We start from the raw sequence: 26,744 nt of genomic DNA, 5'->3' as shown, positions 1-26,744 counted from the left end.
TTTTTGTTATTATATGTTTTATTTTATTACATTTGAATCGAAAAATATTCGCTATTAAAACAAACTATTCGGAGGAAGAACTTATCGTTTTATTGAAGGATAAAAACGAAGCTGGTTTTCATTATTTGTATGACCATTATTCCGGTGCACTATATGGTGTAGTACTTCGAATCGTACAATCAAAAGAATATACTGAAGAAATTATTCAGGATGTTTTTGTTAAAATCTGGAATTCTATCCAACAGTATGACAACAGTAAAGGAAGATTCTATACGTGGATGATCAATATTGCAAGAAATACAGCGATCGATTATCTAAAATCTAAAAGTTTTCAAAACGAATTAAAAAACCAACCAATTCCGGATTTCGTATATAACAGTGCTGAACTTTCTACCACAAACAATACCTCTGATTTTATTGGCTTTAATAATGTGCTTGAAAGTTTGGAAACTGATAAACAGGAACTTATTGATCTGGCTTATTATCAGGGATACACACAGAATGAAATATCTGATAAATTGAAAATACCTCTGGGTACGGTAAAAACGAAGATGCGGAATGCATTAATAAAATTAAAGGATTTGTTAAAAGATTATCAATAAATTGAACACTAAGGAATACATATCATCCGGAATTATAGAATCTTATATTCTAGGACTTGCTTCTCCCGAGGAGGCAGGCATTTTGGAGTGTGTGATGAAAAATAATGCTGAAGTAAAAGCTGCTTTTGATGAAGCACAAAAAGTACTAGAGGATCTGGCAACTGCTCAGGCTGTTGCCCCACCTAATGAGTTAAAATCTAAGATTTGGGAAAAGATTCAAAAAGAACAAACTTTTGAAAAAATTACACCTGCAGCGCAGCCAACGCAGCCTTTCGGAGATGTAACAAATAGATCGAAAGAAATTGCAAATACAAAAAATAACATCTGGAAAACTTATGCAATCGCAGCTTCGGTCTTATTTTTAGTAAGCCTTACCGGAAATTTGTTTTGGATGAATAATCAGTCTGAAAGCAAAAAAGAGATCGCAAAATTGGAAACTGAAAAACAATCTAAAGATGCGGCTCTGCAAAAGATGAATGAAAAATGGACGATGATATCCAGCCCTGATATGCAAATGGTTATGCTAAAAGGAGTGGAAAAACATGCAGATTCCAAGGCAATGGTATTTTGGGACAAAAAGACCAAAGAGGTCTATCTGAACGCAGAGGCTTTGCCTAAAGCTCCGGAAGGAATGCAATATCAATTATGGGCCATTGCAGACGGTAAACCCATAAGTGCAGGAATGTATACAGAAGAAAAAGATAGTAAAATTGCTCTTTCTAACATACCGAAAGCGCAGGCATTTGCTATCACCCTTGAAAAAGCGGGTGGAAGTGATGTGCCAACTATGGAAAATATGTACGTAATGGGAGGTGTATAAATACCTTCTGATCAAAAATAAAAGCGCTTTTGTAATGTAACAAAAGAGCGCTTTTATTTTTAAATTTTGTTAGTCGTTAAAATACTCCCAAATAACCTTGGCTTTACTTTTACCCAATATTTCCTCTAATGTTTCCAGGTTGGATTCTTTGATCCTTTTTACTGATTTTAATCTGGATAGTAATAGTTCAATTGTTTTTTCTCCTACACCGGGAATTTCTTCCAGTTCAGATTTGATGGTAGAGTTTTTCCTTCTGGTCCTATGATGCTTTACACCAAAACGGTGAGCTTCATCACGAACCCTTTGGAGGATTTTAAGAGTTTCGGATTTTTTATCCAGATATAATGGGATAGGATCTTCGGGAAAGAAGATTTCTTCTAGTCTTTTAGCGATTCCAATAATAGTAATCTTTCCGTAAAGACCTAATAGCTTTAAACTTTTTACGGCTGATGATAGCTGGCCTTTTCCACCGTCAATCAGAATAAGTTGGGGAAGGCTCTCTCCTTCGTCTACCATTCTTTTGTAACGACGATAGATCACTTCTTCCATAGTGGCAAAATCATTTGGACCCTCTACGGTCTTCGGATGAAAGATGCGGTAATCTGCCTTACTGGGTTTACCATCTTTAAAAACAACACACGCTGAAACAGGATTGGTACCTTGGATATTCGAATTATCAAAACCCTCTATATGTCTTGGCTCTACAGGCATTCGCAGTAGCTTTTGCATCTCAGCCATTATACGGTTGGAATGTCTTTCAGGATCTACAATCTGAACCTGTTTTAGTTTTTCCAAACGGTATTCTTTAGCATTTTTCTCGGAAAGTTCAACGATCCTTTTTTTATCACCAACTTTAGGAACAATAAGTTTTACATTAGGGATTTCAACGGATAAATGAAAGGGAAGCAAAACTTCTTTAGAGTCGGAACCAAACTTCTGACGAATTTCAATAAGAGCTTCTTCCAGAATATCCTCATCTGTTTCTTCAAGGATCTTTTTGATTTCTGTTGTAAAACTCTGGATTATATTTCCATTTCTGATCTTAAAGAAATTCACATAGGCAGCTGTTTCGTCGCTGGTCATTCCGAAAACATCCACATCGTCAATATTGGGATTGACAACGGTGTTTTTTGCCTGATAATCTTCCAAAATATCCAGCCTTTCCTTGATGATCTGTGCATCTTCAAACTGCAGATTAGCAGCATGCTTCATCATCTGGTTAATAAGGTAATCTTTAGCTTTTCGGAAATCTCCTTTTATAATACCGCGGATGGAGTCAATCTTTTCATCATATTCTTCTTTGCTTTCCAACCCTTCACAAGGGCCTTCACAGTTCTTGATGTGATATTCGAGGCAGACCTTATATTTGCCATCTTCAATTTTACTGGGAGCAAGATTCAGATTACAAGTCCTGAGCTTATAAATATGTTTTATAGTGTCCAGTAGTATTTTTGCAGGGCGAACTTTAGCATAAGGACCGTAATATTCCGAACCATCCTTAATGATGTTCCTCGTGAGGAAAATCCTGGGAAAGGCTTCATTTTTAATGCAAATCCAAGGATATGTTTTATCATCCTTGAGCATTACATTGTAAAAAGGTTTATGCTCCTTGATCAGGTTGTTTTCTAATAGAAGGGCATCATACTCGCTATTCACAATAGTGGTCTCCAATCGCTGGATTTTTCCGACCATTATTTTTATCCTGTACCCCGATAAATTTTTATTGAAATAGGAAAGAACCCTTTTCTTTAGGTTTTTAGCCTTGCCTACATACAATAACTGTTCATTTTTATCGTAATAACGATAAACGCCAGGCTCAGAAGGTAAAGTTTTGAGTTGTAATTCTAAAGAAGGATTCATATAACAAAATTACGGAATCCATCCGGGATTTAAAAGAACAAAAAAGCTGTAGAATTTTCTACAGCTTTTGAAGTATTATGTAAGATATTTTATCCGTTGCTCATTTCAGTATACTCATTGACCAAAAAGCTAAAATAATCCCATTCAGCAGATTTCTTAGGATATTTTTTCATGAATTCTGCATTGTCACCAAAAAGAAAATCATAATTGTCTTCAAAGTCATCCTTATGCAGCCAAAGTACTTTATCTCCCTTTTTAATATAATAGGATTTGATTACACCACCTCCGAGCTGAGGAGAACCTCCAATTGAAAAACCTCCCGTTTCTTTGGCTCTGGGATCATAGTACACGGAGATGATTTCACTAAAATCAGGATTGATCAATTGCATCAGAAATTCTTTATCCTCTTTTTTATTTTTCAGTGATACTGTTTGATTGACAAAGTGAATTCGTTCGCCGGTTGTGTTTTTAGTTAATTTTTTAGTTCCGAAATTCCGGATATTTCCCATGTATTTAGCAACTTTTGCTATTTTTTCGACGTTGCTAGGATAGACATACATTTCGCTGATCTGCTCAGCATTGAAGATTTCGTTCTTTTTTGAAATACTGTCTTTAATAGAAACTTCGTAGATCTGTCCTTTTTTGGTTTCTATTTTACTGCAAAAACCTTTATGAGAGCTTCCATCCTTTAAAATAATAGTAGAGGTTTTTCTGGGAGATGGTGTATTAAAACCTTCGTTGAAAAGGTAAGTTTCCATCTTTTTAATTTGTTCTTTGGAGTATTTCACTTTGTCCTGTGCAAAGGAAGCTGTGCCCATAAGGCATAATGCAAATAGTAGAGTTTTAGATTTCATTGGTTATTTTTAACGGACGTAAAAATAGCAAATTAAATTACTTTCTGCCGAAAAAATTAACGCTGTGAAATTTAGCTTTTACAATAGTCGCTAAATGTGTAATTTTAAAGAAATTTTTTAGAAATGATATACGGTGTAGATATTTTCACTTTCCATGATGTATTGGAAATCTGTAAAAAACCCAATAAAGCAAAACTTAATAAAGCAGCAAAAGAACAAATTTTAAAATCCCAGAAAAATGTTCAAAAAATTGTTGAATCTGATCGATGTGTTTATGGGATTAATACGGGGTTCGGTCCTCTTTGTGATACGAAAATTTCAGCTGATGAAACAGCTCAGTTACAATATAATTTAATCATTTCCCACGCAGTTGGAGTTGGAAAACCTATTGATAAAGAATTTTCAAAGATTATGATGATTGCAAAAGTTCATGCATTATCAAAAGGATTTTCCGGTGTTTCTTTAGAGGTTATTGAAAGATTGATTCTGATGTTGGAAAAAGATATCATTCCTGTTGTCCCTGAACAAGGTTCGGTGGGAGCATCCGGAGATCTTGCTCCTTTAGCTCATCTTGTTTTACCATTGTTGGGTCTTGGACAAGTTTGGGAAGGTGATGCCATCTATGAAACTTCTGAAATTTTAGAAAAACATAATCTGGATCCTTTAGCTTTAGGACCTAAAGAAGGGTTGGGGCTTATTAACGGTACCCAATTTATCCTGGCTCACGCGATCAAAGGATTGGAGAAGTTTGAATACTTATTGGACCTTGCTGATATGACTGCTGCCATGAGTCTTGAAGCTTACAGAGGCTCTGAAAGCCCCTTTAAAAAAGAACTTCACGAGATCAGACCTTTTGAAGGAAGTAAAAAAGTAGCAGCAAGAATGCTGAAATTCCTTAAGAACTCTGAAAATATGAAAGCACATGAGGATTGTGAAAGAGTACAGGATCCTTATTCTATGCGATGTGTTCCTCAGGTACACGGGGCAAGCAGAAACGCTTTTGAACACCTGAAAATGATGGCAGAAACCGAATTGAATTCTGTAACGGATAATCCGATTGTATTGAGCGCTGAGGAATCCATTTCAGGAGGAAACTTCCATGGTCAACTTATGGCTTTACCATTGGATTATGCAACTTTAGCTGCAGCTGAATTAGGAAATATTTCTGACAGAAGAAGTTATTTACTTCTGGAAGGGAAATATGGCCTTCCAAGATTATTGACAGAAAGCTCAGGACTGAATTCAGGATTTATGATTCCTCAATACACTTCTGCTGCTTTGGTTACAGAAAATAAAACACTTTGCTTTCCTGCATCAGCAGATTCTATTCCAACAAGCTTAGGACAGGAAGATCATGTTTCTATGGGAAGTATTTCCGGGAGAAAATTCAATCAGGTTCTTGGTAATCTGGTCAATATCCTATCTGTTGAATTGATGTTTGCAGCTCAGGGGCTAGAATTCAGAAGACCGGCTAAATGCTCAAAAATTATTGAAGAGAATTTTAGTATTCTTCGTTCCAAAGTAGCAAAACTGGAAGATGACAGATTAATCGGTAAAGATATGTTGGCTATTGCAGAATTAATCAATGATAGAAAGTTCATTGTGAATTAGTAGTGTGAGGATGAAGAGAATAATTGCCGTAAGTATTTTGTTTTTAGGAGTAAATACCTTTGCTCAAATAAAAGAAGCGAAAATTAAAGAACTCGTTGCTCTTACGGGAGGTGATAAACTGGCTTCCCAAGCAGTAAGTGAAAATATAGGAAAATATCAACAGGCATATCCGGGGGTACCCCGAAAATTTTGGGAAGAGTTTTCAAAGGAAATGAGTCCCGAAAAGTTTGCAGAAATTTATGTGCCGATTTACAATAAGTATTACACCGAAACGGAAATTGATGAGCTGATAAAATTCTATAATACGCCACTAGGAAAAAAAGTACTGGAGGTTATGCCATTGATTCTAAAGGAAAGTATGGAAGCCGGAAGAAAAATGGGAGAAGAAACATCCGCTGAACTCATGAAGAAAATAGATGCTGAATAAGGATATCGAAAATCTATTATGGCATCTTCAGGATATTAAAAAAGGCTTTCTGAATGGAAGCCTTTTTTATTTTTTCAATTCGTTATCTCTTATATTTGCTGAAAAAATAATGATTATAAAAAGAGTAGATTCCTCTGATATCGATTTCCAGAATCTGGTGAAGTTCCTGGATGAAGATCTTGCTATTCGAGACGGTAAGGATCATGCTTTCTACCATCAATTCAATGGAATTGATCTCCTTAAAAACTGTATTGTAGTGTATGTAGACAGTATTGCAGTTTCCTGTGGTGCCTTTAAGATCTTTTCTGAAGATACGGTTGAAATCAAAAGAATGTATACGAGCCCGATGCAAAGAGGAAAGGGACTAGCCGGAAAAGCATTAACTGAATTAGAAACCTGGGCTAAAGAGTCCGGTTTTGATAGATGTGTTTTAGAAACCGGAATTATGCAGCCCGAAGCGATTGCTTTATATGAAAAAATGGGTTATAAAAGAATACCAAATTACGGACAATACATTGGAATTGAAAATAGTGTCTGTTATGAAAAAGAGATATAGAAAACAAGGGTATGTAAATCCTGGTTTTACTTTATTACAGGATGATTTGAGAAAATTAATATTCGGGAAATAGTAAATTAATATTCAGGGAATTACAATTCACGATAAAGTGTTATATTGGTGATACCAATCAAAAGTATAACATATGAGAAAAAATGTATTTTACCTTTTAGTCTTATTTTTCTTTATCGTATCATGTAACAGAGAAAGTATCCAAAATGAAACTTCCGGTCTTGAAGCTTATCAGAAAGATCCTCTGACAGCAAAACAAATTAACGCGGAAATCAATCAATCCATTAAAAGTAAAGGTTCCTTCAATTGGAGCCAGACTTCAGATCACTTCCTCTGGAGCGCCGTCTTTCGTGGAAACAGGATGGTATCCATTGGATTTGGTTCTTCCAAAGATGACTTCGATAGAAGTAAATCTCCTAACAGCAATGAAATAGAGAAAGAGCTCTTATCTGTCATCAAAAAGTATGAAGGAAAAGATGAAAGAGGATTTCTTCTTCTTTCTGATCAGTATCTTAATCAGATGGATGTTGTAATTGAGAAGCAGGAAACACTTACTGAACTCAGAAAGATGAAAACTATCAGATATCTGGAGCCTGCAGATTATCATTATTTTGAATATGAAGCAGCATATAATACAAATGCAAAATCTTCAGGGAGCGGTTCTTCAGGATGTGGCTTTTCTTCAACAACACTCAATACAGCTGATTATACAAGCACAACCCCAAGTGCAAAAATTCCATGGGCTTTTACAAAACACAGTATTCCGAATGCCTGGAATTACAGTACCGGCGCGGGTATAACTATTGGTTTGATTGATACCGGAGTTTCCCCTGAGCAAACCTTGTTGGGAAATAGTTTTAATAACGGAGCATCTTCAGGAAGAACCATCAGTAAATTCGGAGTTTATAACTCAGATGGTTCAGCAGATCAGTGTGGTCACGGAACAAAAATGGCTTCTGTAATGACTGCGCCAAGAAATAATGCCGGATTACCTGTAGGAGTAGCTTATAATGCCAATCTTATCGCATACAGGGCAGCAGAAAATGTTGTGTTGGAAACCTCAAGTGAACAAACTGCTGTTAAAATTGCTTTTACTGAGCTGGGTAATAACAATAACGTAAAGATTATCTCAATGTCGATGGGACATATATTTTCTGTAGGAAAAATTGAGGATGGTGTAAAATATGCCTACTCTAAGGGAAAACTTATTTTCTGTGCAGGGGGAACGTCAACAAGCTTTACCAATTTTGTGGGGGTGATATTCCCTGCCTGGATGCCGGAGACCCAAGCAATAACAGGAGTAAAGGAAAATACTTCCAATAAAAAATGTGATGTTTGCCACTCCGGAAGTCAAATTGATTTTACATTTCAGATGGAAAGATCTTCAGGAAGTAATGTTCCGGTATTGAGCTATTATAACGGACAGTCTGACTATGTAGGAGGATCTTCTGTTGCAACTGCGGCAACTGCCGGTATTGCAGCTTTAGTCTGGTCAAAAAATCCATCATGGACGAGAGAGCAGGTACTTACAAAAATGAGGCAGTCTGCTACTTACTATCCAAATCCGGATTCCAGTTATGGTTATGGGAATATCAATGTTCTCAACGCGGTTCAATAACTCATACAGGATAATAAAAAAGGAAATATCTTAACCGGATATTTCCTTTTTTTATTTTTGAAAGTATACACTTAAAACCAGACTGTTTTAAAGGTAAAAATACTATAATTTTTATCCCACTCTTACACTTGTCATACTCAGTGACCCACCTATCAGCTCATCATTGAAAAGACGAAGTTCTTCAAAAGAATCTTTTAATCCTAAAGTATAGATCAGAGGTAAATAATGATCTGGTGTTGGGACGGCATATTGTAAAAAAGTACCTTGTTTCTGATAGTCAATTATATTTTGAAAATTACCATTTAGGAGCCAGTTGTTGGTTTTTTCCCTGGCTTCAATCGCCCAGTCCCAGCCCGCGCCCACCGTATTGATGTTCTGCCAGTCGATCAATCTCAGATTGTGAACTATATTTCCGCTTCCGATAACCAGGATGCCTTTTTCCCGTAGTTTATTCAACCGTTTTGCGAGATCAAAATGATATTGCGGAGGTTGAGTGTAGTCGATACTCAATTGAATAACCGGGATGTTTGCATCAGGGTACATATGCTTAATTACAGACCATGCACCGTGATCTAATCCCCAATTGTGATCTTCTACGACCACCGAAGGAGCTAAAAGTTCAATAGTTTCTTTTGCCAATTCAGGGCTTCCGGGAGCTGGATATTCCACATCAAACAGTGCTTTCGGAAAACCTCCAAAATCATGAATGGTTCTTGGCATATCCATAGCCGTTACATATGTACCCTGAGTATACCAGTGAGCAGAAATACATAGAATAGCATTGGGAGTTGGAATTTCACTAGCTGATTTTCTGAACCCCTGAACAAACTGATTTTCTTCAATTGCATTCATGGGTGAACCATGCCCCAGAAATAATACGGGCATTCTCTCTGTGTTATTGAAATGGTCACTGATGTTTTGTAAATCGTTGAGGTTCATAATGGGGTTTTTAAAAAAGAAAAAGGTTCAAGGTTTTTAGAAATCCCTGAACCTGATTATAAGTATTATGATACAATTATGCTTGCTTTACAAACTGTAGTTCACCAGCTACTTTTACCTCATCGCTCACCATTACACCTCCTGCTTCAAGAGCTGCATTCCAGTTTAAACCGAAGTCTTTTCTGTTGATTTTTCCTTCAAAAGAAAAACCAGCTTTTGTATTACCCCATGGGTCTTTATTGATACCCCCGAAATCTACATCCAAAGTTACAGGCTTTGTGATTCCATTGATCGTAAGATTTCCGGTTATATCTCCATTCAATGCCTGAGACTCAAACGTAATGGTAGGGTTTTGCTCAGCATTGAAAAATTCTTCAGACTTTAAATGGTTATCTCTGTCTACATTGTGTGTTGAAACAGAATTGGTTTGAATCGTTGCACTGGTTTTAGCATTAGAAAACGTATCATCATCAGCTTCGATTTCTGCATTGAAATTAGTGAAGCTTCCTTTAATACTGGAAATCATCATGTGTTTTACTTTGAAAGTAATTTCACTGTGTGCCGGGTCTAAATTCCATTTTGTTGCCATTGTGTTGTATTTTTTATTTGTTATTTATATTGCAAATGTACATGAAGGCTTAAGTAGAAACCATTGATATAGGATAAGAAATGAAGTTTCTTTTGGAGCTGTTTCCCGCTATCCATTTTTACTCCTCGCTCCAAATCTCTTCCATACCCTTGCTGCGGGGTAATCATTACTATCGGGGCTATGGTTATCCCTTTTGATTACCATTTAGTATTAAAAATGCGATCAAGATATTTTTCACAAAAAACAAATCCGATATCGTGCTTGTGAATTGAACTTACAGAACTTTTTTTCTATTCTTATTCATAATCGTATTACTCCTTCATTAATTTCCATATTAAGGTAAGAAATTATTCACTTAACATGATTATATCATTTTATGAATGTTTTTAATTTAACATTTTCTTAACGGCTGACTTTTATTTCTTATTTTTGATGGATTCAATTTTATATAATGAAATTACATAAGTTTACTTTACTGATGGTGGTTTTGGGCGGTTCTTTATATGCTCAGACCCAAAAATTTACAATGGCGGAGGCTGTAAATGGGCTAAGAACAAATCTGGCAGTTAAAAATATTTCTCAATTTTCATGGTCTGAAGATGGCAAATCATATATTCAGGCCGTAAAAGGTGGGTATTTAATTACGGATTTAAAAAACAATAAGCAGGATACCCTTATTTCATTGAATCAGCTAAACAAACAATTCTCTTCAAATAAGCTGAACGCGGTTCCACAGATTAAGTTTATCAATAATACCAATGCATATTTTAATGCCAATGACCAAATGTTCTGGGTGGAAAAATCCGGAAACGACTGGAAGGTAAAAAAGAATTCGGCACTGAATGAAAATGCTGCCAATGTAAAGGTTTTTGGAGATAATCAGACCGTGGCTTACACCGTAAAGAATAATCTTTATATTAACAGAAACGGAAAATCTGTTGCCGTAACCAATGATACTGATGAAAATATCATTAACGGTCAGGCCGTTCACAGAAATGAATTTGGTATTGATACAGGAATTTTTCCAGCCCCTAATTCAGAATCTGTAGCTTTTTACAGAATGGATCAGACCATGGTTGCGGATTATCCCGTTATCGATTGGTCTGTAACTCCTGCGGTGAATCATAATATAAAATATCCTATGGCTGGGAATACCTCTCATCAGGTAAGTCTTGGTGTTTATAATATCAAAAATCAGTCTACAACTTTTTTAAAAATTGACGGAGAAAAAGATCAGTACTTAACAGCGGTTACCTGGAGCCCGGATTCTAAATATATTTTTGTGGCTGTGCTGAACCGGGGACAGAATCATATGAAAATGAATCAGTATGATGCCGAAAGCGGAAATCTTGTAAAAACATTATTTGAAGAAACAAATGATAAATATGTGGAACCTCAGCATCCGCTTGTGTTTTTTCCTAAATCCAACACTGATTTTATCTGGCAAAGTCAACGAACAGGATACAATCATTTATTTCATTTCAACTTGGAAAAAGGGTTGATCGCCCAGATTACAAAAGGAGATTGGTTGGTTACGGATATATTGGGCTTTAATGAAAAGAAAAAGGAAATATTTTTTGTTTCAACAAAAGAAACCCCTCTTGAAAGACATTTGTATAAGATCAACTGGACAGACTTTAAAATGCAGAGACTGGATGATGCGGAAGGAATGCATACAGGAGTCCTGAGCAGTGATGGAAACTATTTATTTGATGTCTATACCAATGCCAATACACCCAGAGTCGGTAATATTATTAATACAGCCACTTTAAAATACAATAATGTTTTCACCTCTGAAAATACATTAAAGAACTATCAGCGCCCTGAAATCAAAAATGTGAATTTGAAAGCGGATGACGGAACTCCTTTATACGGAAAGATTATTCTTCCGACGAACTTTGATCCTAATAAAAAATATCCGGTGATTGTTTATTTATATAATGGACCGCACCTACAGCTGATTACCAATTCTTTCCCGGCTTCAGGAAATCTTTGGTATGAATATATGGCACAAAACGGATATATTATTTTTACTATGGATGGAAGAGGATCTTCAAACCGGGGATTAAAATTTGAGCAGGCCGTGTTCAGAAATCTGGGGACTACTGAAATGAATGATCAGATGAAAGGAGTTAATTATCTGAAGTCCCTGCCTTATGTAGATGCGGAAAGAATGGGGATACATGGATGGAGCTTTGGTGGATTTATGACTACAAGCTTTATGCTTCGTCAGCCTGACGTATTCAAAGTAGGAGTTGCAGGTGGACCTGTTATCGATTGGAAGATGTATGAAATTATGTATGGTGAAAGATATATGGATACTCCGCAGGAAAATCCGGATGGATATGCAAAAGCAAACCTCTTGGACAAAGTCCAGAATCTGAAAGGTAAACTTCTTATGATCCATGGAGCACAAGATGATGTGGTAGTTTGGCAGCATTCTATTAAATTTATTAAATCTGCGGTAGATAACGGGGTTCAGCTTGATTACTTTGTATATCCTGGTCATCCTCATAATGTAATAGGAAAAGACAGAGTACATTTGATGCAAAAGATTACCGATTATTTTGATCAGAACCTGAAAAAATAATCAAATCAACATACTAAAAACCACTTATTACAGTAGAATGAACTTTGAAAAAGATAAGAGGATTCATTTTCATACTTTCGATTCATTAAGGTTTCTATCTTTTTTGCTGGTCTTTATACAGCATGCTCCTGTTCCGGAGGGTAGTATTTTACGTTATTTTTCGAGAGGAGAAGTAGGAGTTTCTTTTTTCTTTGTATTAAGTGGTTTTCTGATTACGTACATTTTGATACTTGAAAAATTAAATAATCAGACAATTCCACTTAAAAAATTTTTTAAAAGAAGAATCTTAAGGATATGGCCATTATATTATGCAATGGTCATATTTGCTTTTTGTACACCATATATCATTAATTTTTTTCACCTGCCTTTTTCAAATAAGGGATATGAACCCAATTGGCTCCTTACGATTACATTTCTTGAAAATTACAAAATGATGTCTACGGGGATTCTTGCCAATGTTTCTCCGTTACCGGTGATCTGGTCTCTTTGTGTAGAAGAGCATTTTTATATCATTTGGGGATGCATTATGTATTTTATTTCTTTAAAAAATATTCCGAAGCTTATTGTAGTTTGCATCTTCATTTCTTTTGTATCAAGGATTATTTATCACATGTTAGGTATCAGTTCACTGGATATATTTACCAACATCAGTTATTTTGCTTTCGGTGCTATCCCTGCCTATCTGTTTGTTTTTAAGAAGCATATCATCGGGAAATTGAGCATAATTCCTTCAATATATAAATATCTTTATTTTTTTATAGTTATTCTTGCCATAGCACTGCTTCCCGATATTATTTTCTTTAAACATATTCAGATAGGAATTATCATTTTTGGGATATTATTCTCTGTACTCATTTTATTTACATTGGGAGACAGGAATGTATTTAAAATCTCCGACCGTTCTATTTTTGGAAGGCTTGGAAAGTATACTTATGGTCTTTATCTTATACATACAATTTGCCTGGTCTTATTCGATAGAATCGGGAAAAGATATGATCTAAGTAATTATACAGTAATAATATCGGCACTTCTTTTTACCATATTTCTGGCCTATCTCTCTTATCATCTTTTTGAAAAGCAGTTTCTGAAACTTAAAAAATCAGTTTAATTTATTTTCTCTGCTTTTCGATCTTACCATTGATCAATGTTTTTGATTTTTGATTCCTGTAATTTTGATGTTAATTAAAAAATACAATATGGAATTAGGAATTGGAATGTTTGGCGACTTAGCTTTTGACCAGACAACAGGAAAATATAAAGATGCAGGAGTAAAGATCAGAGAAATTCTTGAGCAGGTAAAACTAATGGATGAGGTAGGAATTGATGTTTTTGCCATGGGAGAGCATCACCGCCCGGACTATGCAGTATCGTCTCCGGAAATGGTTCTGGCAGCAGCGGCAAGTATTACAAAAAATATTAAATTGGCTAGTGGTGTTACTGTTTTAAGTTCATCAGAACCTGTAAAAGTGTATGAAGATTTTTCAACATTGGATCTGATCTCTGACGGTAGGGCTGAAATATTTGTCGGAAGAGGAAGTTTTATAGAATCTTTTCCTCTTTATGGATATTCTCTTAATGACTATGATCAACTTTTCGATGAGAAATTGGAATTGTTATTAAAAATCAATTCTGAAGAGAATGTTACCTGGTCCGGAGAGCTTCGTGCACCTATGCACAATCAGACTGTATATCCAAGGGCAAAGAATGGAGGAAAGCTTCCTATATGGAGAGCCGTGGGAGGAACTCCGCAATCGGTTCTAAGCGCAGCAAAATTAGGAATGCCATTGATTGTGGCTATTATTGGAGGAATGCCGATACAATTTAAAAATCTCGTGGAATTTTACAAGCAGGAATATCAAAAAGCAGGACATGATGTTTCCCAGATGCAGATTGCTATTCACTCTCATACTTTTGTGAGCGATGACCAAAAGGTTATTGATGGCTATTTTCATACTTACAAATCGCAGATGGACAGAATAGGGGCATCGAGAGGATGGGCTCCCTATACCAAAGCACAATATGATGGTGGGAGAAGCAAAGAAGGAGCTTTATTTATTGGAAGCTCGGATGAGGTATATGATAAGATTGCTTATATGAAGGAGATTTTTGGTATCACCAGATTTGTGGGACATATGGATGTTGGGGATCCGGAGCATAACGTGATGATGAAATCAATAGAATTGTTTGGTAAGGAAGTACTTCCGAAGGTCAAGCTATTATAAAAAGAAACTCCATTGAATTTTCAATGGAGTTTTTATTTTTTAGTCTAGGAATTCACGGAATTTGTTTTATAGTCATTCATAATTTCTGCCAGCTTTCCGGCAGACATTCCGTAAGTATCCGGAAAAGCTCCTGTCCTCGATTTTAGTTTGGAAATATCTATGTACTCAGAATCAAAATCAATCATTACCATATTGTTAATGAAAATTCTTTTAGTGGAAAAGCCATTAATAACATGCCAGGGGATGAAAGTCGACCTGAATAATGATCTCATCTCAAATCCCTTTCGGTCAACCCTTAAATAAGAAGAATTAGGAATAAGCATGATGACATTCACAATTACACAAAGCCCGAAAAAGATAATATTAGCAAGCCCAATCCAAAGATTGGTGGTAACAATATAAAAGCCCATAATTACAAACAGTAAACTAATGATCAAAAGTATACTTTGCTTAAGCTTGCTGGGATAAAAAGTCACGGGAAGTTTCTCCATAATATTTCAAAAGTCAAATGTACTGCAAAAGGACTCAATAAACCTATATTTTAAAGCATTTCTATCAAACTTCCACGTTCCTCGTCTTTAACAATACTAAGTGATACCGGAATTTTTTCTTTAAGCTCTTCAACATGCGAGATAATTCCAACAATCCTGTTTTCCTTTTGCAGTCCCATCAGTGTTTCAAAAACAATATTTACGGATTCCAGATCCTGGGTTCCAAAACCTTCATCTATAAAAAAGAAATTTTTATCAGCTTTTGTAGTAGCCTGTACACTTTCCGCCAATGCCAGTGCCAGGCTCAGAGATACCTGAAACGCCTGTCCACCGGATAAAGTTTTTACACTTCTCGATTTACCCTCGTTTAAATAATCAATAATTTCAAAATCATTGTTGTCATTAAGCTGCAAGCTTAGTTGATTTCTGGTCATTCTGTGGAACCTTACATTGGCATGATCACAAAGCTGTCTAAGATAGATGGAGGAAACATATTGAACAAATCCGGCTCCTTTAAACAGATTGGTCATTATTTTTAGATTATCGGACCGCTTTTGGAGTTCACTCAGGTTTTTAAGTAATGCCTCCTTTTTCTTATATTCTTTTTCCAGTCTTTCAATTTCGGAAGTTACTTTTACAACAGAATCATTAGCTTCCTTTAATTGCAGTTCAATGTCTTTCAATTGTTTCTCGGCAGCTTCAAACATCTCCTGATCATAAGAAAAATCCTTCAGCTTGATCTCCAGCTCCTGTATACCGTTTTTTAATGTTTCAAACTGAATACGGAATTGTTGGATTTGAGTCCTTGTTTTATGAACATCAATTTCGATCATCAAAATATTTTGGACGTCGGTAAGCAAACCAAAGCCTTGTTGCTGTAAAGCAACTTGTAATGCCTCTTCATTTAAGGATGTTTCTTTTGTTAATTCAGAAATTCGGATGTTTAATTGGCTCGCAATCGCTTTTTCTTCCGCGAGTTTGGGGACGATTTCTTTTTCCCGGTTGATTAAGGCTTGATATTCTTTTTCAACTGTCAGATTGGATTCAATTAATTTTTGATGAAGCTTCATAACTTCTGAATGAGATTTATCCCGATAGTCATCCCAGTCCAGGCTCTTCAGATTGGATTGGTTCGTTCTGATCTGCTCCTCCTTCTTCGCCTCTTCTAGTTTGAATTCATCTAAAGCTTTTTTATATTTTTCAAGGATTTCCTGCTCTTTTTCAAAGGTTGTCCTTTCGTGTAAGATCTTCTGGTTAATTTCTTCAATTTGCTTTTCTATGGCAAAGGATTGTTGCCGTTTAAATTCGAAATCAGTTTCACCATCAGCACTAAATTCGTTCCATATGAATCTTTGAACATGGAGTTGACTTTCCTTTTGAAGCAGATCGAAAGATTCCTGTTCCGCCTTCAGCTGATCTTCAAAGATCTTTTTTCTATCCAGAATCTTTTCAATTTCTGCTATTTCTTTTTGGATTTTGGAAATAGCATGATCATTTAATTGAATTTCTTCCTGAACTTCATTAAGCTCAGTATCTACATAATGAAATTCGATAATATGAGGATGTTCCAGAGAGCCGCAAAGAGGGCAGTTCTCCCCATCATGGAGCTTTGTTGCAAAACGGGATAATTCTTTCTGAATCTTCAGGTGATCCAGTTTTTGCTGCAGATTTTTCTTTTTATTTTCTAAATTTTCTGTTTTGAGTTTGAAATCTTCTCTGAAATTTTCAGTATCAATTTTGTAAACTATCAGATCATTAAGGATCTTAGAGATCAAATCCTGTTGATCCATCAGTTTTTGGCTTTGTTTCTGTTGCAGCTCTCTCAGGTTTCTGTTCTGGACAAACCAATTTCCGACGCTGACTAATACATTAGCCTCGATCTTTTGAGGCTTCAGTCTATCAGCTTCTTTAGTAAGGGTATTAATTGCTGACTGTCCAAGCTTTTGTTTCTCCTCAACTTCGAGAACTTTTTCAGCACCCTTTTGTGTTCTTTCCCGAAGTGTCTTAATTTCTTCGGAAAATTGTAGCATCTGTAAGATCAGGCCAAGATCATTTTCCTGGATTTTTGATTGATCTAAAGCATCAAATTGAGGTTGAAGAGCAACAAGCTTTTCTTTGATAAGGTTAAAGCTTTTTTCCGTTTCTTCAACAGACTTTGTCCGGATTTCCAACTCCTTTTGTCTCTCAGAAATTTCACCGGAAAGCTTCTTCTTTTCATTCAATAAAGGGTCGAAAATACGAAAGGTTGTATCATAAAGATCTGTTTTCTTTTCCAGCTCATCAATTTTTGCTTTCTCAGTTGAAATCTTTTCAAACTCTTCTTTTTTTTGACGTAAGTTTTCGAAGTCTGTTTTTAAAATTTTTAGCTGTTGATATTTTTCAGAAACTTGCAGGTGCTCTTTTTTTACGTCACTGAATTTTTGTTGTTCTGTTTTAAGATTTTCTTTTTGTAAACGTATGTGTTCCTCATCAATTTCCTCAAATCCTTTCAATTCACCCTGAAGCTGATCTAGTTCGGACCTGTTTTTGGCATTTAAATTCGAAACATTGTTTTGCAGGTCAAACCTTTGAAGATTGAAAATCTCTTTCATCATATTGGTTCTGTCTGCAGCACCTAATTCAAGGAACTCTTTAAACTGGCCCTGAGGGATAATGATGGTTCTTTTAAAATTGGAATAGCTTAATCCGATAACTTTTTCTGCATCAGAATGATCGAGCGGGATCCATTTTTCATCTTTGTTTTCATAAAAAGTAACTGAAGAGGGTTTTACATCTTCAAATTTTTTTGAATTTCTTTTAAAATCCCTGGTTACACGAAATAACTTATTTTCATGGTTGACGAAATCGAATGCTATATAAGAACTGTTGGATTTGAGATTCATCATATTGTAAGCTCGCTTATCCCGCATATTCAATCGTTCTGTTTCTCCATACAGAGCAAAAGAAATAGCTTCCAGTATCGATGATTTTCCGGAACCCACCGAACCAAAAATTCCAAACAACCCGGCTTCCGTAAGGTTGGCAAAATTAATGGTCTGACGCTCCTGATAGGAATAGAGTCCTTCTATTGTTAGTTGAATTGGAATCATGACTGGGAATTTAAGATTTCGTTAAACAGGTTCATTAGTTCTTCATTAGCTTCCTGGCCAGCATTTTTAGACCTGAAATAATCTTTGAATAAAGTTTGTATATCCTGATTGAGATTAATTTCGTGCGGTTGGCTTTCACTAAAATCCTGATTTTTTACTTTAGGGATTAAGTGGATGATCCCTTGATGAGATTGGTAAATACGTTTTCTGTCCTCCGCCTTTAAAAAAGTATCGCTTTCCAGGGTTAATTCGATCAGCATATCGGGATTTTCAAGCAACCATGAAACCGTCTTTTCGACAGAATCAAAAACCTTTCTTACCAATGGCTTGCCGGTTTTTAAAGCGATTCTTTCATAAGAAACCTCTTTACCCGGTTCTGCTTCGATGATATTTACATATTTTGTTTGCCCTGCTTCATTAAAACTATAGCATAAAGGTGAAGAAGAATAAACAACAGGTTTTTCTTTTGTTCCGATATTTTGAAAATTGTGTAGATGTCCTAAGGCCGTATATTGAATCTGGTCAGGAATAATATCTGAATAGATGAGGTCCGCGGCACCAATTTTAATGGGTTTCTCACCTTCGGGCTCTTCCAGAAGTTCTGCACCTCTTTTATTTATGTATAAATGAGCGGATAAAATATTAACACCATTCTCATCGCAAAATTCTTCTGCGAGCTTTTTCCAGCTTTCCGCTAAAATCTTATTAAGTTCTTCCTCTTTATTTTCACCAAAATATTCTTTTAACCGGATCTCATTGGCATAGGGAGTATGCATGATCCGAACAGGAAAGCTTATGTCCTTTAGGTGTAATTCAATCAATCCTTCGGCTGAATTTGAAATTTTAAAATTTTCTAATTCAAAGGGAGTTACTTTAGCCTTTGGATGACCTATTAAAATAATTCCACATTCTCTTGCAAGTGGATCCGGTGCATCAATTAAATTCGGAGAATCATGATTTCCAGAGATCGCAACGACCGGGCGCTTTCCATTTAATGATAAACGTTTTAAAGTTTTGTAAAACAACTCGACTGCTTCAACACTTGGGTTAAAATTGTCAAAAAGATCTCCGGCAACAATTATGAGATCTACTTTTTGGGCATCGGCTATCTGAACAATCTCATCCATTACCTGAACTTGTTCTTCCAGACGTGAAAACCGATCCAGACGTTTTCCTAAATGCCAGTCGGCAGTATGCAGAATTTTCATATCTCAAATGTAAGAAACAAAAAAGGGAAAGAGAAATTTAGAGAGGAATTCTATAATTTGAACAGGTTGATCTTACTTTTTTTAGTAGAGGGGGCTGATTACAAAATTATTTCTATTGTAAATTATTTCTCCGAATTAATGATCCATATAAAAGGTAGGTCAGGAATCCTCTTTCAAAATCTCACAGTATTATTAGTACTTTTGTAAAAAAAAGATGGAACAATCCAAAGACCCGCTACACGGAAAAAGACTGGATACAATTCTTGAAGAACTTGTGGAATATTATAACGGATTTGAGAAGCTTGGAGAACAAATTAACATCAAATGTTTTACGGATAATCCGAGTATCAGCTCTTCTCTGAAGTTTTTAAGAAAAACGGACTGGGCAAGGGCTAAAGTTGAAAGTCTGTATCTCTTTGTATTGAGGCAGAAAAAAAAGGATCAGACAAGGAATAAAAACTAGAAAAACTCAATATGGATTGAAGATTTTCTCAGTACTTTTTCTGTAAATCAAAAGTAGTATATTTGTGCTGTTAATCGTGAAAGGACTCACGAAAAAAAGATAAAAATATGACAATCGAAAACAATCATGTTGTAGCTGTAAGTTATATACTTCACACTATCGAAGAAGACGGAAGTAAAATTCTTGTAGAAGAAACAACAGCAGAAAACCCACTTACATTTTTACATGGTGTAGGAATGATGATTCCAAAATTTGAACAAAATATCCTTGGTTTGAAAGCTGGTGATAAAGTATCCTTTACTATTCTTCCTGAAGAAGCTTATGGTGAAAGACAACCGGATGCCATTGCACAATTACCGATTGACATGTTTAAAGAATCCGGTGTACCTCCTGTAGGAGCTATTTTACCTTTGTCCGATAATCAAGGGAATAATTTTCAGGCATTGGTAGTAGAAGTTACTCCAGATGTTGTAATTGCAGATCTTAACCACCCTATGGCTGGAAAAGTATTAGATTTTCAAGTGGAAATTTTAAATACACGTCCAGCTACGGAAGAAGAGTTATCACATGGCCATTCTCATGGGATCGACGGAACAGATGTTCACTAAAAAATAAAAATGTCCGATTTTTCGGACATTTTTTTTATAATCAGTTCAGCTAAGTATTTTAATCTAAAAATTCTCCGGAAACATAGTACCATCGATCGTGCATTTTCTGGAAAACAGAAAATTCATGATGAACTTGTGGATTTCCATCCTGATCAATGTAGTGGGCTTTAAATTCCACATGGTTCAAAGCAGGTGTCCGGATAATTTCAAGTTGTACCCATTCATTAATCTCTCCCCATTCCTGCAGATCTTTTTTATTGTGGTATTTACGTTTTCCGGGTAGAGTAGTTTCCATAAGATATTCACCATTTGGGATTGCAAAAGCCGAAAATCTGGAGCGCATTAATGCTTCGGCAGTTGGAGCATGCTTCTCTCCGGTGTGATAGGGTTTGCAACATTCAGCGTATAATTTACCCGAACAACATGGACAATTCATTTTTCAATTTTTTAAAATACAAAAATCATGATTTTTTATCATAATACCACAAATTTCACATTATGTATTTTACAAATAAAAAGCATTCAAATTAATGAATGCTTTTCAATTATTATTTAATAAACCCTCTGTTTCTCAATAAAGGTTTTATATCCGGATCATGTCCTGTAAAATCTCTGAATGCCTGGTTCAGGTCTACAGAGTTTCCTACAGAAAGAATGTATTTCCTGAAACGGTCTCCATTTTCTCTTGTTAAGCCGCCATTATTTTTGATCCATTCCCAGGCATCATTATCTAATGTTTCAGACCATAAATAAGCATAATATCCCGCTGAATATCCACCGCCCCAGATGTGCGCAAAATAAGGTGTATGATATCTCGGTGGAACAGTAGCCAGATTAAATCCATGCTTGGCAAGGGATTGTTTTTCAAACTCCAGAACAGGAATAAGCTGACTTTCATTTGTTACTGTGTGCCAATCCATATCCAGTTCTGCTGCCGAAACCAATTCGGTAGTCATGTACCCCTGATTAAAAGTTCCCGCTTTTTTGATCTTATCAACCAATGCTTGTGGGATAGGTTGCTTAGTTTCATAATGAAGGGCATAGTTTTTCAGAATAACAGGATCCAGAGCCCAATGTTCATTAATCTGTGAAGGGAATTCTACAAAATCTCTAGGGACATTAGTCCCGGAAAGAGAAGGATACTTCTGGCTTGCAAACATTCCGTGTATTGAATGTCCGAATTCATGGAACATGGTAGAAACATCATCATAACTGATCAATGAAGGTTTACCGGGTGCCGGTTTCTGGTAATTGTAGCAATTTACAATCACAGGTTTTGTTCCTAAAAGGTAAGATTGTTCAACAAAGTTACTCATCCATGCACCTCCGTTTTTAGAATCTCTTGTGTAAAAATCAAGATAATAAATAGCAATTGATTTTCCGTCGTGGTCAAAAACCTCATATGTTACCACATCAGGATGATAGGTTGGAAGGTCAGTTCTTTTTTTGAACGTAAGCCCATAGAACTTTTCGGCAGCATAAAAAACTCCTTTTTCTAAAACTGTGGTTACTTCAAAATAAGGTTTGATTTGATTTTCATCCAGATCAAATTTTGCTTTTCTTACCTGTTCTGCATAGAAATTCCAATCCCAAGGCTCTACTTTAAAGCCTCCTTTTTGCTGATCGATAAGGTCCTGGATATCTTTTGCTTCACGTCTTGCAGTTTCTACTGCTGGAGTTGCAATCTGATTCATCAGTTTAGTAGCTGCTTCCGGCGTTTTAGCCATCTGATCCTGGAGTTTCCATTCTGCAAAGCTTTTTTTACCAAGGATCTGGGCTTTTTTAAGTCTTAGTTTAGCTAGTTTTTCAATAGTTTCCCTTGTGTCATTGGCATCTCCTTTTTCAGCTCTCAACCATGAAGCCTTGAATAGTTTTTCACGGGTAGCTCTGTTTTTAAGATTCTGTAATAGCGGTTGTTGTGTTGTATTTTGTAATGCTAATAAATACTTGCCGGGTTGTCCTGCTGTTTTTGCATCCGCTGCTGCTGCTTCAATTTCATCAGCAGAAAGGCCATCAAGTTCCTTTGCGTCCGAGAAGAAAACACCTCCCTGCTTTCTTGCTTCCAGTAATTTATTGGAGTATTGAGTGGAAAGCGAGGCCAGTTCCTGGTTTACCTGTTTTAATTTTTCTTTATCCGCCGCAGAAAGATTAGCACCAGCGATCTCAAAATTCTGCTTATAATATTGTAATAATCTCTTACTTTCAGAATCTAAACCATCCTCTTTAATAGATTGTATTCTTTTGTAAAGATTGTCATTAAGATACATTTTATCAGAGTGTGCTGCAAAAACCGGGGCGTATTCTTCATCCAGTGATTGTAATGTGGGATTCGTATTTGCGCTTGTTAAATTCGAAAATACAATCAGCGCTCTTTTTAATACCTCCCCGCTTTTCTCCAAAGCGACAATTGTATTTTCAAAAGTAGGTGTTGCCGGATTGTTTGCAATTTTAACAATTTCAGCATCATGCTGTTTTAATCCAAAATCAAAAGCAGGTTTAAAATCTTCATTCTTAATTTTATCAAATTCCGGAGCCTCGTACTGAAGCTTACTTTTTTTCATAAATGGATTTGAAGAAAGAGAAGAATCTGGTACAGGAACTTCCTGTTGAGTATCGGTTTTTTTCATTGTAGTACAAGAGTAGTTAAATGCCAAGGCAGAAATTAATAATACCGATGAAATATTTTTCATAAAATTACTTATTATTGAAGCATAAAGATATTAAAAACTAAACTATAATAGCTGCTTTCCGGTAAAGTCTTTCCTGAAAATAACATGGTCGCAGAATTTAAATCAAAAATATAAGATTTTACCTTTGGTCAGTTTTAGGAATGTAATTAACTAAACAGTTGTAATATTTTTTATACTTTAGTTGTTATTAATATAAAAGAATACTAAAACTTAAATTAAAAAATTAATACATATGAAAACGACGACTCTTTTTATTTTTTCAACTTTAATAGCAGTGTCTGCATGTAATGAAAAATATGACAGGAAAAACAAGGAAAAAAGTGATTGGGTTTCAAAGGTAGTGGACAAAGGAAGCGGCCCTATCAGAGAGAAAGAATTTAAAGGCGAGTTCGATGAAATTGAGGTTTCTCAGGCTATTGATGCTGAGATTATAAAATCTGAAACTGAAAGAGTAGTGATCTCTGCACCAGAGAATCTTATTGATGAAATCCTTGTAGATAATACGGGTGGGAAACTTCATATCCATTATAAACCGGGAATCAGAGTGATGAATCAAAATAATGTTACCGCTAAAATTTATGCCAAGGACTTTACCAAGCTTGACGCAAATTCTGCCGGAAAAATCACAGTTAAAGATAAATTTACCCAGGAGAAAACGGATATAGAAATTTCCAGCGCGGGAAGTGTTACCGGAGATCTGGAAGCGAATAATTTTGAAATTTCAGCGGGTAGCAGCAGTAGTTTTGAAGGAAAAATCTGGGCTGTTGACTTAGAAATTGATGCTTCTTCAGCTGCAAGCATCTCATTAACGGGGAAATCTAAAAATGCAAATATTACATCCTCTTCAGGAAGCAGCGTATCTGCAGAGCAGGTTCTTGCAGAAAATGTAAAAGCAGAAGCTTCCAGCGGAGCAAGCGTAGAGATAAGCGCTACATCCAAAATAGATGCTAATGCATCTTCAGGCGGAAGTATCGATGTTCACAAAAAAGGAAATGTAACTTCTGTAAATAAAGAAGAAAGTAGTGGAGGAAGCGTTAATATACACTAGATATTAATCTTCAGAATCCTCTTCTTCTTCAACGGATGAGGCACCTTCCCAATCTTTATTATCGAAACTAAGATTATCAAATGCCAATAACTCCTCCTCTCTTTGGAGGAGTTCTTTTGTCGTAAACAGAAGCAGTTCATCTTCTTCTTTTATTTTTGCCAGCCTTCTGATAGATGCTTTATCTATGGCCATAAATCTCTGTCCGAGACGTCTGGCAGCATATTTTCTCATGCCTGTTTCATGAAGAACGTCTATAGCCATGTCTACAGCTGTGCCCAATGTTTCTCTGTAAATTTTATCAACACCTTTATTGAGATAGCTGTATGCGTCAATTCTGTTTTTAGCTCTTACAAAAATTTTCACATCGGGATAATGCTCACGGACAAGATCAGCAATAAACATATTATCATTAGGATCATCAAGGCAAAGGACCAGTATCTCGGCATCTTCAATTCCTGCCGCACGTAAAATCGGAATACGGGTGGCATCACCATAATAGACCTTAAAACCATAGCTACGCAACAATTTTACCCGATCAGAATCTCTGTCCAAAACAGTTGCTGAAATCTTATTGGCTTTTAAAAGCCGTCCTACCGTACTTCCAAAGTGGCCGAACCCAACAATAATAATTTTCTTTTGTGCAACATCGCTCCCCAGAATATCAAAATCGTGATCAGTATCCGGTTCTTCTTTGATAAATTTAGGTGTGAAAAATTTGTCATTTACAATCAGAAGAAAAGGAGTAATACACATTGTAATGGCTGTTACTGCCATAAGTTGGTCATTTAATTCAGGACCTAGTAGGTAAAGATCAGATGCATAATTTATAAGGACAAAAGCAAACTCTCCGACTTGAGAAAGGGCAAACGCATAAAACAGACTTTGAGGGGTGTCTATTTTAAAGAATTTTCCGATAGCATAGAGAACTATAAACTTTACGATCAAAACTGCAAAAACAGTACTGAATATAAATAAAGGATCATCCTGGATGATATTGAAATTCATAGTTGATCCTACACTGACAAAGAAAACCGCGAGCAATAAACCTTTAAAAGGGTCGATCTGTGCTTCCAGTTCATGTCTGAATTCACTGTTTGCAAGCATGACACCTGCAAGGAAAGCACCCAATGCCGGAGACAGACCAATGGCAACCATAAGTTCGGCAACTCCGATAACAAGAAATAGGGAAGAGGCTGTTAACAATTCGGTCATTCCGGATTTCGAAACATATCTTAAGAAAGGAACAAATACATACCTTCCCAACAGAATAAGGATTGCTACTCCAAAAAGTACCGTTGCAGCCTGTAGCCACTCAGGAAGTTTCTGAATAATCACCTGTATTTCATTGTTATGGTTTCTTGGTTTATAATGTGCTATTACAGGCAGTATGGCAAGAATGGGAATTACAGCAATATCCTGAAATAATAAAGTGGAGAAAGATGCTTCTCCTGCTGTTGTTTTGAGGTTGTTCTTTTCCTGTAAGGTCTGCAATACAATAGCAGTAGATGACAAAGCGAAACACATTGCTACAGCAGTAGCCTGGTCTGCTCTCCATCCAACACTGATGAAAACCAGAACGAGCAGGGAGATGGTGAGAACCATTTGGGTTAATCCCAATCCTATAATCTTTTTCCGCATTTCCCAGAACTTCCTGGGTTCCAGTTCTAATCCTACTAAAAATAAAAGCATGATTACGCCAAACTCACTCGCATGCATGATGTCATTGACATTCTTGCCTGTGAGCTTAAGTACGTAAGGGCCAATAATAATTCCTCCTGCAATATATCCAATGACGGAGCTTAACCCAAATTTCCTGGCAAGTGGAACCATAATAATGGCTACACCCAGAAAAAGTAACGTGTTAATTGCTAAAGAAGATTCCATATATTATTTCATTGATTCAATAGTTCCATAAACTCTTTTTTATGAAGAATAATTTCCTTTTTCGTAAGCTTATTGGCTTCATAAACGATTTTAATATTTTTGATATTGGCTTTAAAAACATTTAAAGAAACAATTAATCCACTGATCAGCTCGTCAATCGTGTATTGATATGTTCCTGTTTTGGTAAAAGACCGTTCTTTCCCTCCTGTTGTGACCAGAATGTATACCTCTTTGCCTTCAAGGGGATTATATTCCCCTTCTTTAAGCCAGTCGCGATCAAAAACCTCATCAATCCATAATCTCAACAAAGGAGGCATTCCAAACCAGATAATCGGAAACTGAAAAATAAAACGGTCATAATTTTTCAGCCGTTTTCTTTCTCTAAAGGCAGCAATGTGAAAATCCGGATAATCTTCATAAAGATCACGAAGCGTGAAATGCTGATGACGAACATAGAAATTGATAAGCTCTACATTCGAGTTTGAATGTTCCAGATAAGGATGTGCAAAAACCACCAATGTCTTTTTCATAATCCTGTTTTCAGTAAATATATTAAAAAATTA

Annotated in this window: 23 protein-coding genes; 12 read left to right on the top strand and 11 right to left on the bottom strand. The window is 36.0% G+C overall.

Annotated elements, in window-relative coordinates; translation table 11 throughout:
* The first annotated feature begins 32 nt into the window (after positions 1-32).
* Complete coding sequence (locus tag AC0INN_RS19145; protein WP_273650661.1) at positions 33-602, top strand: RNA polymerase sigma factor; 570 nt, start codon at positions 33-35, stop codon at positions 600-602.
* Position 603: 1 nt separating this feature from the next.
* Positions 604-1,422, top strand: a complete 819-nt coding sequence (locus AC0INN_RS19140; protein ID WP_273650662.1) for an anti-sigma factor — start codon at positions 604-606, stop codon at positions 1,420-1,422.
* A gap of 69 nt (positions 1,423-1,491) precedes the next feature.
* Here AC0INN_RS19140 and uvrC read toward each other — a convergent pair whose 3' ends face one another.
* Together uvrC and AC0INN_RS19130 are read right to left on the bottom strand one after the other, a co-directional pair.
* Entirely contained in the window at positions 1,492-3,282 is a 1,791-nt protein-coding gene (gene uvrC, locus AC0INN_RS19135; RefSeq protein ID WP_273650663.1) for an excinuclease ABC subunit UvrC, read from the bottom strand.
* A gap of 89 nt (positions 3,283-3,371) precedes the next feature.
* Complete coding sequence (locus tag AC0INN_RS19130) at positions 3,372-4,136, bottom strand: hypothetical protein (RefSeq protein ID WP_273650664.1); 765 nt, start codon at positions 4,134-4,136, stop codon at positions 3,372-3,374.
* A 123-nt stretch (positions 4,137-4,259) separates the two neighbouring features.
* On the opposite strand from AC0INN_RS19130, the gene hutH reads away from it, so the two are divergent.
* The 4 genes from hutH to AC0INN_RS19110 all read left to right on the top strand — a co-directional run bounded on the left by hutH (position 4,260) and on the right by AC0INN_RS19110 (position 8,360).
* The gene (hutH, locus tag AC0INN_RS19125) at positions 4,260-5,747 is read left to right on the top strand and encodes a histidine ammonia-lyase (protein WP_273650665.1); all 1,488 of its coding nucleotides are present in this window, start codon (positions 4,260-4,262) and stop codon (positions 5,745-5,747) included.
* 10 nt (positions 5,748-5,757) lie between these two features.
* On the top strand, positions 5,758-6,174 hold the full coding sequence (locus tag AC0INN_RS19120; protein WP_172283542.1) for a DUF2059 domain-containing protein: 417 nt from the start codon (positions 5,758-5,760) through the stop codon (positions 6,172-6,174).
* Positions 6,164-6,730: a GNAT family N-acetyltransferase gene (locus AC0INN_RS19115; protein ID WP_306614587.1), complete on the top strand. Its 567-nt coding sequence runs from the start codon at positions 6,164-6,166 to the stop codon at positions 6,728-6,730. Before AC0INN_RS19120 ends, AC0INN_RS19115 begins: the two co-directional genes overlap by 11 nt.
* A gap of 145 nt (positions 6,731-6,875) precedes the next feature.
* Positions 6,876-8,360 (top strand): S8 family peptidase, encoded by a 1,485-nt coding sequence (locus tag AC0INN_RS19110; RefSeq protein ID WP_306614586.1) that lies wholly within the window; start codon positions 6,876-6,878, stop codon positions 8,358-8,360.
* Between the two features lie 111 nt (positions 8,361-8,471).
* Here the strand turns inward: AC0INN_RS19110 and ygiD are convergent, their stop codons facing one another.
* Both ygiD and AC0INN_RS19100 read right to left on the bottom strand, forming a co-directional pair.
* Complete coding sequence (ygiD, locus tag AC0INN_RS19105) at positions 8,472-9,299, bottom strand: 4,5-DOPA-extradiol-dioxygenase (protein WP_306614585.1); 828 nt, start codon at positions 9,297-9,299, stop codon at positions 8,472-8,474.
* A gap of 76 nt (positions 9,300-9,375) precedes the next feature.
* A complete protein-coding gene (locus tag AC0INN_RS19100) occupies positions 9,376-9,888 on the bottom strand; it encodes a YceI family protein (protein WP_172283548.1) in 513 nt (170 codons plus the stop codon).
* A gap of 451 nt (positions 9,889-10,339) precedes the next feature.
* On the opposite strand from AC0INN_RS19100, the gene AC0INN_RS19095 reads away from it, so the two are divergent.
* The 3 genes from AC0INN_RS19095 (at position 10,340) to AC0INN_RS19085 (ending at position 14,700) form a co-directional block, all read left to right on the top strand.
* Entirely contained in the window at positions 10,340-12,478 is a 2,139-nt protein-coding gene (locus AC0INN_RS19095; protein ID WP_306614583.1) for a S9 family peptidase, read from the top strand.
* A 37-nt stretch (positions 12,479-12,515) separates the two neighbouring features.
* Positions 12,516-13,586, top strand: coding sequence for an acyltransferase family protein (locus tag AC0INN_RS19090; protein ID WP_306614582.1), 1,071 nt, complete (start codon positions 12,516-12,518; stop codon positions 13,584-13,586).
* Positions 13,587-13,674: 88 nt separating this feature from the next.
* Positions 13,675-14,700 (top strand): LLM class flavin-dependent oxidoreductase, encoded by a 1,026-nt coding sequence (locus AC0INN_RS19085; protein WP_306614581.1) that lies wholly within the window; start codon positions 13,675-13,677, stop codon positions 14,698-14,700.
* 44 nt (positions 14,701-14,744) lie between these two features.
* Here AC0INN_RS19085 and AC0INN_RS19080 read toward each other — a convergent pair whose 3' ends face one another.
* The 3 genes from AC0INN_RS19080 to AC0INN_RS19070 are packed head-to-tail and all read right to left on the bottom strand — an operon-like array spanning position 14,745 to position 19,488.
* On the bottom strand, positions 14,745-15,191 hold the full coding sequence (locus AC0INN_RS19080; protein ID WP_172283556.1) for an STM3941 family protein: 447 nt from the start codon (positions 15,189-15,191) through the stop codon (positions 14,745-14,747).
* A gap of 50 nt (positions 15,192-15,241) precedes the next feature.
* Positions 15,242-18,280, bottom strand: a complete 3,039-nt coding sequence (locus AC0INN_RS19075; protein ID WP_273650671.1) for an AAA family ATPase — start codon at positions 18,278-18,280, stop codon at positions 15,242-15,244.
* On the bottom strand, positions 18,277-19,488 hold the full coding sequence (locus tag AC0INN_RS19070; RefSeq protein ID WP_273650672.1) for a metallophosphoesterase family protein: 1,212 nt from the start codon (positions 19,486-19,488) through the stop codon (positions 18,277-18,279). Before AC0INN_RS19070 ends, AC0INN_RS19075 begins: the two co-directional genes overlap by 4 nt.
* 214 nt (positions 19,489-19,702) lie before the next feature.
* Between AC0INN_RS19070 and AC0INN_RS19065 the strand changes: the two genes are divergently transcribed.
* On the top strand, positions 19,703-19,951 hold the full coding sequence (locus AC0INN_RS19065; RefSeq protein ID WP_306614578.1) for a VF530 family protein: 249 nt from the start codon (positions 19,703-19,705) through the stop codon (positions 19,949-19,951).
* A gap of 107 nt (positions 19,952-20,058) precedes the next feature.
* The gene (locus AC0INN_RS19060; RefSeq protein ID WP_172283566.1) at positions 20,059-20,559 is read left to right on the top strand and encodes an FKBP-type peptidyl-prolyl cis-trans isomerase; all 501 of its coding nucleotides are present in this window, start codon (positions 20,059-20,061) and stop codon (positions 20,557-20,559) included.
* 58 nt (positions 20,560-20,617) lie between these two features.
* On the opposite strand, the gene AC0INN_RS19055 is transcribed toward AC0INN_RS19060, so the two are convergent.
* Both AC0INN_RS19055 and AC0INN_RS19050 read right to left on the bottom strand, forming a co-directional pair.
* Positions 20,618-20,995: a YchJ family protein gene (locus tag AC0INN_RS19055; protein WP_273650674.1), complete on the bottom strand. Its 378-nt coding sequence runs from the start codon at positions 20,993-20,995 to the stop codon at positions 20,618-20,620.
* A 112-nt stretch (positions 20,996-21,107) separates the two neighbouring features.
* Positions 21,108-23,249, bottom strand: a complete 2,142-nt coding sequence (locus AC0INN_RS19050) for a M3 family metallopeptidase (protein ID WP_306614575.1) — start codon at positions 23,247-23,249, stop codon at positions 21,108-21,110.
* A 232-nt stretch (positions 23,250-23,481) separates the two neighbouring features.
* Between AC0INN_RS19050 and AC0INN_RS19045 the strand changes: the two genes are divergently transcribed.
* A complete protein-coding gene (locus AC0INN_RS19045; protein ID WP_306614573.1) occupies positions 23,482-24,297 on the top strand; it encodes a head GIN domain-containing protein in 816 nt (271 codons plus the stop codon).
* A 3-nt stretch (positions 24,298-24,300) separates the two neighbouring features.
* On the opposite strand, the gene AC0INN_RS19040 is transcribed toward AC0INN_RS19045, so the two are convergent.
* Entirely contained in the window at positions 24,301-26,181 is a 1,881-nt protein-coding gene (locus AC0INN_RS19040; protein ID WP_273650676.1) for a monovalent cation:proton antiporter-2 (CPA2) family protein, read from the bottom strand.
* 8 nt (positions 26,182-26,189) lie between these two features.
* Complete coding sequence (locus AC0INN_RS19035; RefSeq protein ID WP_172283587.1) at positions 26,190-26,711, bottom strand: NAD(P)H-dependent oxidoreductase; 522 nt, start codon at positions 26,709-26,711, stop codon at positions 26,190-26,192.
* Between the last annotated feature and the right edge of the window lie 33 nt (positions 26,712-26,744).

The organism is Chryseobacterium subflavum, from assembly GCF_055762745.1.
The sequence above is the reverse complement of the archived record's forward strand: the minus strand, read 5'-3'. Positions and strand labels throughout refer to the sequence as shown.